Genomic DNA, 12,740 nt, shown 5'->3' on the forward strand with positions numbered 1-12,740 from the left:
GCATTAGCCCGGATAGTGCGGCTCCGGTCGCTCCCGCAGCGCCTCATAGTGGACCAGCGCCGGCTCCGTCCCGAACGCCACGGGCTCGCCGTCCCGAAACGCCCATTCGCCCCGGTCGCAATCTTCGGCGCGCACATAGCCGTTGATGTAGAGCCGGCGGCGGTGCTCGGAGCGGTTCCGGCCCGATCCGTGGACGAGATAAGGGCTCCAAAGCGCGAGATCGCCCGGTTCCAACCGGAGGTCGACCGCGTCGCCGGCGGAGAGCCCCGCCGCCTCCAGCAACGCATCGTTCATCGCCCGGCCAAGCACCTCACCCGGTCCCTCCAGGTCCAGATGGCCGCGCAAATGGCTGCCCGGAATGAAGCGCAGGCAGCCGGATTCCGTATCGTGCCGATCGAGCGCCAGCCCGGTCTGCACATAGGCGGTAGCGAGATTGCGGAAGGCGTGAGCCGGCCTCCGGAAACGCGAATCCTGATGCCAGGCGAAATCGCCGAGGGAGCCGGGCGCCTTCCAGTGAATCTGGTTGATGATCTGCTTGAGATCGCACCCGATCAACGGTTCCAGCAGCCGCGCCATCCGCCGGTCGAGCCGCACCGAATTGAGCACCGGCTGATGATAGGAGGGCCACTGCACCATGCGCACGAACCGCGCGCCCGCGCCGTCCGATGCGACATTGTAGAAGAGGTTGCCGTGCCGAAAGGAGCGGCCGTGGCCCAGCCCCTCCTCGTAAACCCTGTCGCTGGCCGAGGCGATGCGCTGGACTTCAGCCGGGCTGAAGAAGCTCCGAACCACCGCAAACCCGTCCCGCCAATAGCGCGCGACATAATCGTCTAGGAAGGCCGCCTGCCGCAGAGCCGAAGCTTGGTAGTTCAAGCACACCTCCCCATCCGCCGACGGGCATTATAAGCAAGTGCCTGAGATCAAGCCATCAATTCGGCTGCTGGTGGCGCCGAATTGGAGGTCAGTGTGACCTGAAGGACCCTCTATTCGACCGTCACCGACTTCGCCAGGTTGCGCGGCTGATCCACGTCCGTGCCCTTCACCACCGCCACATGGTAGGCGAGAAGCTGGACCGGCACCGCGTAGACCAGCGGCGCGATCAGCGGATGGACCTTGGGCATCTCGATGGTGGCGATAGTGCCTTCGCTCGCTTGGGCCAGACCTTCGGCGTCGGAGATGAGGACGACCTTGCCGCCGCGGGCCTGGACTTCCTGCATGTTGCTGACGGTCTTTTCGAACAGCGGGCCGGACGGGGCGATGACGATGACGGGGACATGCTCGTCGATGAGCGCGATGGGGCCGTGCTTCATCTCGCCGGCGGCATAGCCTTCGGCGTGGATGTAGCTGATTTCCTTCAGCTTCAGCGCCCCTTCCATCGCCATCGGATAGTCCGGACCGCGGCCTAGGTAGAGGACATCCCGCGCCGCCGCGACCACCGGCGCCATGCGCTCGATCTCCTCGTCATAGGCGAGAGCGGCGTTCATGCAGGCGGGGGCTTCGGTGAGGTGCTCGACGATCTCGCGTTCCTCTTCCTCGCTCATCACGCCCTTGTCGCGGGCAACCTTGGCGGCGAGCGCGGCGAGCACGGCGAGTTGGCAGGTGAACGCCTTGGTCGAGGCGACGCCGATCTCCGGACCGGCATGTGTGGGAAGCAACAGGTCCGCCTCGCGCGCCATCGAGCTGGTCGGGACGTTGACGACGACGGCGATCTTCTGCCCCTCGGCGCGGGCGTGACGGAGCGCGGCGAGCGTGTCGGCCGTCTCCCCCGACTGCGAGATGAAGAGCGCCATGCCGCCCTTCTCGAGCACCGGATGGCGGTAGCGGAACTCGGACGCGATATCGAGCTCGACGGGGACGCGCGCGAACTGCTCCAGCCAATATTTGGCCACCATTCCGGCGTAGAAGCTGGTGCCGCAGGCGACGATGGTGATGCGCGGCACGTCGGCGAAGGAGAAGTCCATCTGCGGCAGCGCGACCTTCTGCTCCAGCGGCCGGAGATAGGATTTCAACGTCTGCGCGACGACGATCGGCTGCTCGTAAATCTCCTTCTGCATGAAGTGGCGGTGATTGCCCTTCTCGATCGCTGCGGCGCTGGCGCCGGAGGTGGTGACCGGACGCTCGACGGGGTTGTCGTCCTTGTCGTAGATTTGCGTCCCCTCGCGGGTGATGACGACCCAGTCGCCCTCCTCCAGATAGCTGATCTTCTGCGTCAGCGGCGCGAGAGCGAGCGCATCCGAGCCGAGATAGGTCTCGCCGTCGCCATAGCCGACCACCAGCGGCGAACCGAGGCGGGCGCCGATCAGCATGTCGGGATGGCTGCGCACCAGGATGGCGAGGGCAAAGGCGCCGTGAATGCGCTTCAGCGCCGTGGACACCGCTTCCTTCGGGTCCGCGCCACGCTCGATCTCCCGGCTGACGAGATGGGCGACGACCTCGGTGTCGGTCTGGCTGGCGAAGCTGCGGCCTTCGGCGATCAGCTCCTCGCGGAGCGGCCGGAAATTCTCGATGATGCCGTTGTGGACGACGGCCACTTCCCCGGTGGCGTGCGGGTGGGCATTGTCGCGGGTGGGCGCGCCGTGGGTCGCCCAGCGGGTATGGGCAATGCCGACGACGCCCGGCAGCGGCTCCGCGTCGAGCTCCCGCGCCAGATTGTCGAGCTTCCCCTCGGCCCGGCGGCGCTCCAGCCGGCCGTCGATCACGGTGCACAGGCCCGCCGAGTCATAGCCCCGATATTCTAGCCGCCTCAGCCCCTGCAGCAGCCGATCCGAGACCTCCTCGCGACCGAGAATTCCGATAATTCCGCACATGCAGTCGTTCCACCCTCACGTCATTCCCGCGAAAGCGGGAATCCATTCCGATTATGAGCCGAGCTCCGGCGCCGCCTGGATTCCCGCTTTCGCGGGAATGACGGGTGGAGCCCCCTACCCCGCTTTCTTCTTCGCCGTCATCCTCGCCCGGAATCGCGCCGCCCAGCCGGGCCGCTCGCGCTGCTCGCCGCGCGCCACCGCCAGCGCATCGTCGGCCACGTCCTCGGTCACGACCGAACCGGCCCCCACGATGGCGTTGGCGCCGATGGTGACGGGCGCCACCAGCGCCGTGTTCGAGCCGATGAACGCGCCCTCGCCGATCTTCGTAGGATATTTGAAGAAGCCATCATAATTGCATGTAATCGTTCCCGCCCCAACATTGACGCCGGCGCCAATCTCGGCATCACCCAGATAGGTGAGGTGATTGGCCTTGGCGCCCTTGCCCAGCCGCGCCTTCTTCACCTCGACGAAATTGCCGACCTTGGCCTTCTCGCCGATCTCCGCGCCCGGCCGCAGCCGCGCATAGGGACCAACCTCGGCGCCGCTCGCGATCTCCGCCCCCTCGATATGGCTGAAGGCGCGGATCGTGACTCCGTCGGCGATGCGAACGCCGGGGCCGAAGACGACGTTCGGCTCTACCACGCAGTCGCGCCCGATCACCGTGTCATGGGCGAACCAGACGGTGTCCGGCGCCACCAAGGTGACTCCGTCCGCCATCGCCTTCAGCCGCCGCCGCCGCTGCCATTCGGCCTCGACCAGCGCCAGCTCGGCGCGGCTGTTGACGCCCGCCATCTCCCAGGGCTCCGCCTCGATCACCGCCGAGCCGCGGCCGTCGCCGGCGGCGAGCATGACAATGTCGGGCAGATAATATTCGCCGGCCGCATTGTCGTTGCCGACACGCTCCAGCAGCGCGAACAGGTCCTCGGCCCGCACCGCCATCATGCCGGAATTGCAAAGGTTTACCGCGCGCTCTTCAGGCGAGGCGTCCTTATACTCGACCATCTTCTCGATGGTCCCGCCCTCGCCCGCAATGATGCGGCCATATTGGAGCGGATCGTCGGGCCGGAAGCCGACCACGACCACCGCCGGCGCGTCCGCCGCGTGAAGGCGCTCCAGCATCCGCGCCATCGTCTCCGCCTCGATCAGCGGGGTATCGCCGTAAAGGATGAGAACGTCGCCCGCGAACCCGGCGAGCTTTTCCTTCGCCTGTAGCACGGCATGGGCGGTGCCGAGCTGCTGCGCCTGGACGGCGATCTCGCCGCCCCGCGCCTCGACCAGATTCTCGACCTGCTCCCGCCCCGCACCGACGACGACCACTTTCCGCGCCGGTCCGAGGCTGTCGACCACCCCCAGCAGATGATCGAGCATCGCCCGCCCCGCGATCGGGTGCAGCACCTTGTGCACGTCCGATTTCATCCGCGTGCCCTTGCCGGCGGCGAGGATGATGGCGGCAAAATCCTGTTTGTTTGTCATGCTTACCCTGATCCTTGGCCGCTCCTTGGCACGGATGCCTTGCCATTTCCATAGGGCGGCCCCTAAGCCGCGGCGACATGACGGATTTCCCCTTCGACGTGGTCGCCTTCGACCTCGACGGCACCCTCGCCGACACCGCCCCCGATCTCGCCGCTTCCTTGAACCACGCGCTGGGCGCGCTGGGCCGCGCGAGCATCCCGCCGGACTCGGTGCGCCACCTCGTCGGCCATGGTGCCAAGGCGTTGCTCAGGAAAGGTCTCGCCGTGACAGGAGAGGCTTCGGAGGAACTGGTCGAACAGGGTTTCCCGATCTTCCTCGATCATTATGGCGCCAACATCTGCAACGGCACCAAGCCCTATCCGGAGCTGGATTCCGCGCTCGACGTCCTGCGCGCACGCGGCGTGGCGCTCGCCATCTGCACCAACAAGCCTGAAAAGCTCACCCACCTGCTGCTGGAGGCGCTGGGCTGGACGAACCGCTTCGACGCTGTCGTCGGCGGCGATACACTTCCGATGAAGAAGCCCGATCCGGCTCCCTTGCACGAGGCCCTCGCCCGCGCCGGCGGCGGACGGGCCGCCTTTGTCGGCGACTCCGTCATCGATGCCGAAGCCGCGCGTGCGGCGCAGTTGCCCTTCGTCGCCGTAAGCTTCGGCTTCTCCGATCGGCCGGTGGAAGCGCTCGGCGCCGACGCGGTGATCGACAGCTATGCGGATCTCGTCGAGGCGCTGAACCTTATCGGCGCCCCGCCGTTCGGCGAGTAAGAAACCGGAGACATCCCCTATGCCCGCCGCCAATGCCTACGCCGTTCACGCGCCGACCGACCGCTTCCAGCCCTTCAGCTTCGACCGCCGCGAGCCCAACCCCAACGACGTCGCCATCGCCATCCGTTATTGCGGCGTCTGCCATTCCGATCTCCACACCGCCCGCAGCGAATGGGGCGGCACCCGCTACCCCTGCGTCCCTGGCCACGAGATCGTCGGCGAAGTGACGGCGGTGGGCGACGCCGTCACCCGCTTCCAGCCGGGCGACATCGTCGGCGTCGGCTGCATGGTCGACAGCTGCCTCAGCTGCGCCTCCTGCCGCGAGGGCCTTGAGCAATATTGCGAGGTTGGCTTCACCGGCACCTATAACGGCCCGACCCAGGATAGCGGCGACAATAGCTATGGCGGCTATTCAGACCGGATCGTCGTCCGCGAGGAGTTCGTGCTCCACATCCGCCACCGCGAGGAACAACTGGCCGCCGTCGCGCCGCTGCTGTGCGCCGGCATCACTACCTGGTCGCCGCTCCGGCACTGGAAGATAGGCCCGGGCAAGAAGGTCGGCGTCGTCGGCATCGGCGGCCTCGGCCATATGGGCCTGAAGCTGGCGCATGCGCTCGGCGCCCATGTGGTCGCCTTCACCACCTCGCCCGACAAGAAGCAGGACGCGCTGGCGCTTGGCGCCGACGAAGTCGTGGTCTCGCGCAACCCGGACGAGATGAACGCTCATGCCGGCAGCTTCGATTTCATCCTCAACACTGTCGCGGCGCCGCACGATCTCGACGCCTTTCTCACGCTTCTGAAGCGCGACGGCACGATGGCGATGGTCGGCGCTCCCGCCGAGCCGCATCCGTCGCCGGCGATCTTCAACTTCGTGCTGAAGCGCCGCAGCCTCGCCGGCTCGCTGATCGGCGGCATAAAGGAGACGCAGGAGATGCTCGATTTCTGCGCCGAGCACGACATCGTCTCCGACATCGAGATGATCGCGATGCAAGATATCGACGAGGCTTATGATCGGATGCTGAGAGGCGATGTGAAGTATCGCTTCGTCATCGACACCGCGACGATCGGCGAAGCGAGCTAGCGGCTCGCCTTGACGAGCAGGTGCCGCGCCAGCATCAGCGGCGGCATCCTCAACCAGTGGGAGCGGATGTAGAAGGCGAGGCGCAGCCCCTTGCGCGTCGCCTGTCCCCAGCCGTTGCGGGCGAGAAGGCGGGCCTCGAACAGCCGATCGGATAGACGCCGCCGTCCCGCCAGTTGGACATCGACCGGTGTGCCGTAAAGCCTCCGCGCCAGGCGAAGCGCCCGCGCGACCGGGCGGCGCAGCTGATGTCGCTCGGCCCGCTCACCGAGCCGGTCCCAGAAAGCGTCCTCAGCCGAGAAGGCCCTCAGCAACCGATCCAGGTCCCACAAATTCCGAAGGCCGCCCGCCAGGTCGCCATCGGCGAAGAGATGGGCGACGGCATGGATCACCATGTCCTCGGGCCCAAGGATGCGGAGGCCGTTCACGAGCTCGATGCTCTCCGCGATCATCGCCGCCGCGTCGGGCCGGGGCCGGGCTGTAAGCGGCAGGATCGTGTGGTGGACGTCGATCATCCGGTCCCGCGTCTGGTGCATCAGCGGCGGCAGCTCGTGCATCCAGCGACGGTAATAGAGATCGTCATAGGCGTCCGGCTTCACCCATTCCCAGCCGGCGGCAAGCAGCGCCTGCTCGACGGCGTCAAGGCGCTCGCGCGGCACCAGTATGTCGAGGTCGCCGATCGAACGCCCCTGCCCTGCGGCGAGCCCGGCGGCGACGTAGGCGGTGCCCTTCAGGAGGATGACGGGCACGCCGGTCGGCGCCAGCGCGCGCCGCGCCATCTCCGCCTCCCACAGCGCCTGCGTGCGGGCATAAGCATAATCCCGGCGGACATCTTCCAGCAGGCGCGCCACCCGCTTTGGAACCGGCTGTCCCTCGAGGCGATGAGCGAGGCTGCCGATCAGCGATTCCGCGCGGGCTGCGGCCAGCAGCGCCGTCCATCCGGCGGCGTCGAGATCGAGCACGTCCGCCGGATCGCGCAGCGCCCGCACGAGGAGGCGCGCCGCGCTCATGCCGGCTCCTTCCACAGCTCGGCGACCAGCGCGAGCGCCGCCTCCGTATCCGGATAGTCGATCGCCCGCGCCGGCACGGCGTGCACAAGCCGGGCGAGGCCGGCGAAACCCGCCTCCCCCAGCGCGACATAGTTGGTCGAAGCCTGGGTCAGGCGCATGAAGACTTCGGCCGCGCCGACCGGGCGGACGGCGGCCGCAAGGTCGCGGCCGAAGCGCGGAAACAGGATGAGGGCGGGCACGGCCGGCTCCGCCATCCGCGCCAGCGCGTCCGCGCGCGGGCGAAGGTGGCGGATCGACCCCTTGGGCGTGCCCACCAGCAGCGGCCCGAGCCGCGTCTCGTCGGTGATGCCGGCAACGACCGAGATGGCGCCGTTCTTGAGGCTCACCGCACGCGGGAAAGCGTGCAGCCGCCCGTCCGCCAGATCGAGCAGCGCGAACTCGTCGCCCATCAAACGCCAGCCGCGCTCGCCCAATATCGCCGCCAGAGTCGACTTGCCGGAGCCCGAATGGCCGGTCATGAGCAGCGCCCGGCCATCCTTCTCGACCGAGGAGGCGTGCAGCAGCAGGTAGCGCTTCTGCCCCAGCGCCATTTGCAGGTTCATCCCCATCTCGGCCGCGAGCAGCCCCTGCGCCAGCGGCAGCGGCGCCGCGTCGGGCAACATATAGTCCCCATGGATCGCCACCGACGGCCGCAGCCAGCGTCGCCATGGCTTCTCGGCCTCCAGCCTGACGGTAAAGTCGCAGGCCTCCGGCACCGGGTAGCCTTCGTATAGCCCCCGCAACGCTTCGATCGGCGCCCGCCAATGAGAGCCGACGCGGAAGCCGACAGGCCCCACCTGAAGCTGGATTTCGTGCCTCATGCGGCACGATCCCGCGGTTCGGCGTTCGCGTTCCCCGGATCGGCTCGCCAGACCAGTCCCGATGCCTCCAACTCGACAAGCCGCGCCAGGATCGCCTCTTCGCCCTCCACCTCAAAGGTCTGGGACAATCGCGAAACAATTTCAGATGGATCGCCGGGATTATTCGCAAGCACTTGAAGGATCTGCGGCGCCGGCGGGGCGAGCAGATGGGTCATGCCGGAGGGACGGTGGAACAGGGCCGTCAGTCCATCGAGCTCCACGCGGAGCGTCGAATCGGCGGCGTCGGCCACATAGCGCGGGCCGGACATGCCGTCCTCGGATCAGCGCGGCATCTGCAGCGAGGCGTAGCAGGTAAAGCCGCTCATCCCCGCCTGCAGACGGCGTATGTAGTTGGCGTAGGCCTGAGCGCTTTCGGTGTCGATGCCCATCGGCGACGGCCCGCCGCGCAGCATCACCTTCACTTCCTCGCCGGTGAGATTGCGCGGCGCGGGCGGAAAGGAGCCGGGCGTACCGGGTGCGACGAGGCTGCCGTCGGCGGCGATATAGCTGCCCGCCTCTTGCGGAGCCGGCACCGGTATCTCGCAGGTTAGGACGGAGCCGGCGGTCTGCGCCAGCGCCGGCCGGATCGTCACCACGGTCGACGCCGCCGCGGCGCCAAGCGCGAGCACGACCCGCCGGCTCGGGTGAGCGGCGTCCTCCGCCACGTTGCCCTCATATTCGCTCATGACGAGATCTGCATACAGCCTCCCGCCTTTCATAAGCGTAAAGGCCATTTCAGGCGAGCAGTGGCGTCGCCGGAACGATCCCGTTAAGGGACACGGCCCATGGCGATGAATCGGCTCTTGCGGATCCTGGCCGCGGCAACGGCGGCGGGGCTCGGACTCCTCTTCGCCACGTCTTCCGGCGCGCCCTTCCTCGCCGCAATGGTGGCCGTGCTGGCCGGAATCATCGCCCTGGGCCTGCTCGCCGCTCCGGGCGGCGCGGCTCCGGTGGAGGAAGAGCCGGCGGCCGAGGGGCCTGTCCAATCCTTCCTCCCGAGCACCGCCGAGGTGGCCGATGCGGTCGAGGACCCGGTGATGATCGTCCGCGACCGTCGCGTCATCTTCGCCAACCGCGCGGCCAAGGCGGTGCTCGGCGATCATATCGTCGGCGTCGACGTCCGCCTCGCCATCCGCCATCCGGCGGCCGCCGAGCGCCTGATCGGCGGCAATGGCGATGAAGTGAGCCGGACCGAGCTGGTCGGCCTCGGCGACCGCGACCGCCGCTGGGAGATGGTCCTCTCTCCCCTGCCCGACGGCGATCGCCTGGTGCGCCTGCAGGATCGCAGCGACGCCCATGCGTCCGAGCAGATGCGCGTGGATTTCGTCGCCAACGCAAGCCACGAGCTGAGGACGCCGCTGGCAACGCTGATCGGCTTTGCCGAGACGCTCCAGGACGACGAAGCGGCCGGCGACAAGGCCACCCTGCAACGCTTCCTCAAGATCATGGAGGACGAAGCCCGGCGCATGCAGCAGCTCGTCGACGATCTCATCTCGCTCTCTCGAATCGAGGCCGAGCGGTTCAGCGTGCCGCGCGAGCCGGTGCCGCTGCTGCCGCTGGTCGAGGAGGTGAGGAATAGCTGCGACCGCCTCGCCGAGGAGAAGAACAGCCGGATCGTCGTCGAGCAGACCAATGGCGAGCCCGTCGTTCCCGGCGACAGGGCCCAGCTCCAGCAGCTCATCCAGAACCTCGTCGTCAACGCGCTCAAATACGGCAAGCCCGGCGCGGACGTGACCGTGCGCTTCGAGCCGGCGGGTCCCGAGATGATCCGAATGACCGTCATCGACCGCGGGGACGGCATCGCGCCCGAGCATCTGCCCCGCCTCACCGAACGCTTCTACCGGGTCGATCCGGGCCGCAGCCGGTCTATGGGCGGCACCGGGCTCGGCCTCGCCATCGTCAAGCACATCACCCAGCGCCATCGCGGGCGGCTCGACATCAGCAGCAAGCCGGGCGAGGGCAGCCGCTTCGCCGTCTATCTGCCGGCATTGTCATCAAAGAGTCATGCAACCGTCACAGAAGTCACGCGTAGCAGTCCTAGAAACGTGCCCGAGGCCGATTAGCGGCGCTCTATGGAGGCAGAATTGAACAAAGCATTTCTCACATTGGCCACGGCGGCGCTGGCGCTCGCCGGCTGCGGTGACGGCGCCGGGGGCGGTGCAGGCGACGCGCGCTCCCAGATCCGGATCGTCGGATCGTCGACCGTCTATCCCTTCACCACCGCCGTCGCCGAGCGCTTCGGCCAGGCGAATCCGAATTTCAGCGCGCCGATCGTCGAATCGACCGGCACCGGCGCGGGCCTGGAGCTGTTCTGCGCCGGCGTCGGCACCAAGCATCCCGACGTCGCCAACGCGTCGCGGCGGATCAAGGCGTCCGAGCTTGCCGACTGCCAGGCGAACGGCGTCAATCAGGTGATCGAGGTTCCGGTCGGCATCGACGGCCTCGCCTTCATCCAGGCCAACGGCGCTCAGCCGATCCCGCTGACCCTGGAGGACGTCTACGAGGCGATCGCGGCGACGCCCTATGGCAAGCCCAACACCGCCAAGACATGGGCCGACGTCAATCCAGACCTTCCGGCCGTCAAGATCCAGGTCTACGGACCGCCGCCCACCTCGGGCACGCGCGACGCGCTCGCCGAGATGATCCTCGAAAAGGGTTGCACCACCAACCCGGAGATGAAGGCGCTCAAGGACAGCGACGAGGATCAATATAAGTCGGTCTGCACCAAGGTCCGCGAGGACGGCGTCTATGTCGAGGCCGGCGAGAACGATAATCTGCTGGTGCAGAAGGTCGCGGCCAACCCCGGCTCGGTCGGCATCATGGGCTACAGCTTCCTCGAGGAGAATAGCGACAAGGTGCGGGGACTGACCCTGAACGGCGTCACGCCCACCTATGAGACCATCTCCAGCTTCGACTATCCGGGCGCGCGGCCGCTCTACATCTATGTGAAGGGCGAGCATATCTCCGCCGTTCCGGGTCTTCGCGAATTCCTCGCCGAATATGCCTCGGCCTGGGGCGACGATGGCTATCTCGCCGACCGTGGCCTGGTCGCCTCGCCCGCCGACGTGCAGGCGAGCGCCAAGACCGCCATCACGTCGCTGACGCCGGTCAAGGCGAGCGACCTGAAGTAAGTGAAACGAGGCGCCGGGTCCGGGAGGACTCGGCGCCTCTCTTTTTGGGGACGATTCTGGCGTGTCGCTGCTCGCGATTACCTTGCTGATCCTGGGGCTGGGCCTGGTGGCCTGGCTCACCGCGCGCGCCAAGGCGATGGCCTTCGCGGGTCCGGGCAAGGCGCGTCCCCATTCGCTTCCCTCCTATCATGGCTGGTATGTGGCGCTCTGGGCGCTTGTCCCGGCCCTTCTCTTCCTCGCCATTTGGAGTTCCGTCTCCGGCGGCCTGGTGACCCAGGCGGTGCTCGACAATCCCGCCGCCGCCAACCTGCCGGCCGAGCCGATGCAGCGCGCCTCCATCCTCAGCGAAGCGCGCGCCCTCGCCGGCGACGAGCTGCGGGCGGCCTTCAACCCCGAGGCGCGCACCCTCGCTCCCGTCTACGAGGAAGCGACCAACCGCTATGCGCTGATCGGCGGGGCGGTCGCCCTGCTGCTCGCCTTCGCCGGCGGCGCTTATGCCTATACCCGCCTGTCGCCGCATTTCCGCGCCCGCACCCGGGTGGAGCGGCTGGTGATGGGGCTGCTGCTCCTCGCCTCGCTGATCGCGATCCTGACGACCCTCGGCATCGTCCTGTCGCTGCTGTTCGAATCGCTGCGTTTCTTCAGCATGGTCTCGCCCATCGAGTTCCTGTTCGGCACCAACTGGAGCCCGCAGACCGCGATCCGTGCCGACCAGGCGGGCTCGTCGGGGGCGTTCGGCGCAATCCCGCTTTTCTGGGGCACCGTCTTCATCGGCGCGATCATCGCCATGATCGTCGCCATCCCGCTCGGCCTGATGAGCGCCATCTACCTGACGCAATATGCAAAGCCCGCCGTCCGCCGCTGGATGAAGCCCATCCTCGAGGTCCTCGCCGGCGTCCCGACCGTCGTCTACGGCTATTTCGCGGCACTGACGGTGGCGCCGGCGGTGCGCGATTTCGCCGTCGCCGTCGGCATCCCCGGCGCCTCCTCGGAATCCGCGCTCGCGGCGGGCCTCGTAATGGGCATCATGATCATCCCCTTCGTCTCCTCCATGGCCGACGACAGCATCGCCGCCGTGCCGCAGGCGATGCGCGACGGCTCGCTCGCCATGGGCGCGACGACGTCCGAGACGATCAAGAAGGTGCTGGTTCCGGCCGCCCTCCCTGGCGTGGTCGGCGGCGTCCTCCTCGCCGTCAGCCGGGCGATCGGCGAGACGATGATCGTGGTGATGGCCGCGGGCCTCGCCGCCAACCTCACCGCCAACCCCTTCGCCAGCGTCACCACGGTCACGACCCAGATCGTCCAGCTGCTGACCGGCGACCAGGAGTTCGACAGCGCCAAGACCTTGGCCGCCTTCGCGCTCGGCCTGGTGCTGTTCATCGTCACCCTGCTCCTCAACATCGTCGCGCTGCGCGTGGTGAAGAAATATCGCGAAGCCTATGAGTAAGCGTCCCACCCCTCATCCGCGCGGAACCTCCCGCAACCGTCACCCCGGCGAAAGCCGGGACCCAAGAACACGCACGCCCACGAAAAGTCTCCTGCCCCTGTGTTCCTGGATCCCGGCCTCCGCCGGGATGACGA

The 12,740-nt window shown here is 67.6% G+C and carries 12 protein-coding genes; 5 read left to right on the top strand and 7 right to left on the bottom strand.

Annotation, left to right across the window (positions count from 1 at the left end; all coding sequences use genetic code 11):
- Nucleotides 1-3: 3 nt before the first annotated feature.
- The 3 genes from DF286_RS14755 to glmU form a co-directional block, all read right to left on the bottom strand.
- The gene (locus DF286_RS14755; RefSeq protein WP_158274711.1) at nucleotides 4-873 is read right to left on the bottom strand and encodes a phytanoyl-CoA dioxygenase family protein; all 870 of its coding nucleotides are present in this window, start codon (nucleotides 871-873) and stop codon (nucleotides 4-6) included.
- A gap of 110 nt (nucleotides 874-983) precedes the next feature.
- Nucleotides 984-2,807, bottom strand: coding sequence for a glutamine--fructose-6-phosphate transaminase (isomerizing) (glmS, locus tag DF286_RS14760; protein WP_109272437.1), 1,824 nt, complete (start codon nucleotides 2,805-2,807; stop codon nucleotides 984-986).
- 114 nt (nucleotides 2,808-2,921) lie between these two features.
- Nucleotides 2,922-4,280 (bottom strand): bifunctional UDP-N-acetylglucosamine diphosphorylase/glucosamine-1-phosphate N-acetyltransferase GlmU, encoded by a 1,359-nt coding sequence (gene glmU, locus DF286_RS14765; protein ID WP_109272438.1) that lies wholly within the window; start codon nucleotides 4,278-4,280, stop codon nucleotides 2,922-2,924.
- A 77-nt stretch (nucleotides 4,281-4,357) separates the two neighbouring features.
- Between glmU and gph the strand changes: the two genes are divergently transcribed.
- Nucleotides 4,358-5,041: a phosphoglycolate phosphatase gene (gene gph / locus DF286_RS14770; protein WP_109272439.1), complete on the top strand. Its 684-nt coding sequence runs from the start codon at nucleotides 4,358-4,360 to the stop codon at nucleotides 5,039-5,041.
- Between the two features lie 19 nt (nucleotides 5,042-5,060).
- Nucleotides 5,061-6,122: an NAD(P)-dependent alcohol dehydrogenase gene (locus tag DF286_RS14775; RefSeq protein ID WP_109272440.1), complete on the top strand. Its 1,062-nt coding sequence runs from the start codon at nucleotides 5,061-5,063 to the stop codon at nucleotides 6,120-6,122.
- Here DF286_RS14775 and DF286_RS14780 read toward each other — a convergent pair.
- From DF286_RS14780 to DF286_RS14795, 4 genes are read right to left on the bottom strand one after another with little or no spacing between them, the layout of a single operon-like run.
- Nucleotides 6,119-7,129, bottom strand: coding sequence for a nucleotidyltransferase domain-containing protein (locus DF286_RS14780; protein ID WP_109272441.1), 1,011 nt, complete (start codon nucleotides 7,127-7,129; stop codon nucleotides 6,119-6,121). The two genes, DF286_RS14775 and DF286_RS14780, sit on opposite strands and share 4 nt — an antisense overlap.
- Complete coding sequence (locus DF286_RS14785) at nucleotides 7,126-7,989, bottom strand: HprK-related kinase A (RefSeq protein WP_109272442.1); 864 nt, start codon at nucleotides 7,987-7,989, stop codon at nucleotides 7,126-7,128. Before DF286_RS14785 ends, DF286_RS14780 begins: the two co-directional genes overlap by 4 nt.
- A complete protein-coding gene (locus DF286_RS14790) occupies nucleotides 7,986-8,297 on the bottom strand; it encodes an HPr-rel-A system PqqD family peptide chaperone (protein ID WP_109272443.1) in 312 nt (103 codons plus the stop codon). Before DF286_RS14790 ends, DF286_RS14785 begins: the two co-directional genes overlap by 4 nt.
- A 12-nt stretch (nucleotides 8,298-8,309) precedes the next feature.
- Nucleotides 8,310-8,714: a hypothetical protein gene (locus tag DF286_RS14795; RefSeq protein WP_109272444.1), complete on the bottom strand. Its 405-nt coding sequence runs from the start codon at nucleotides 8,712-8,714 to the stop codon at nucleotides 8,310-8,312.
- Between the two features lie 99 nt (nucleotides 8,715-8,813).
- Between DF286_RS14795 and DF286_RS14800 the strand changes: the two genes are divergently transcribed.
- From DF286_RS14800 to pstC, 3 genes are all read left to right on the top strand, one after another.
- On the top strand, nucleotides 8,814-10,091 hold the full coding sequence (locus DF286_RS14800; protein WP_341533248.1) for an ATP-binding protein: 1,278 nt from the start codon (nucleotides 8,814-8,816) through the stop codon (nucleotides 10,089-10,091).
- 9 nt (nucleotides 10,092-10,100) lie between these two features.
- Nucleotides 10,101-11,159, top strand: coding sequence for a substrate-binding domain-containing protein (locus DF286_RS14805; RefSeq protein ID WP_109272445.1), 1,059 nt, complete (start codon nucleotides 10,101-10,103; stop codon nucleotides 11,157-11,159).
- A 61-nt stretch (nucleotides 11,160-11,220) separates the two neighbouring features.
- Complete coding sequence (gene pstC, locus DF286_RS14810; protein ID WP_109272446.1) at nucleotides 11,221-12,606, top strand: phosphate ABC transporter permease subunit PstC; 1,386 nt, start codon at nucleotides 11,221-11,223, stop codon at nucleotides 12,604-12,606.
- Nucleotides 12,607-12,740: the final 134 nt, after the last annotated feature.

It is taken from the genome of Sphingosinicella humi, from assembly GCF_003129465.1.
GTDB classification, from domain to species: domain Bacteria; phylum Pseudomonadota; class Alphaproteobacteria; order Sphingomonadales; family Sphingomonadaceae; genus Allosphingosinicella; species Allosphingosinicella humi.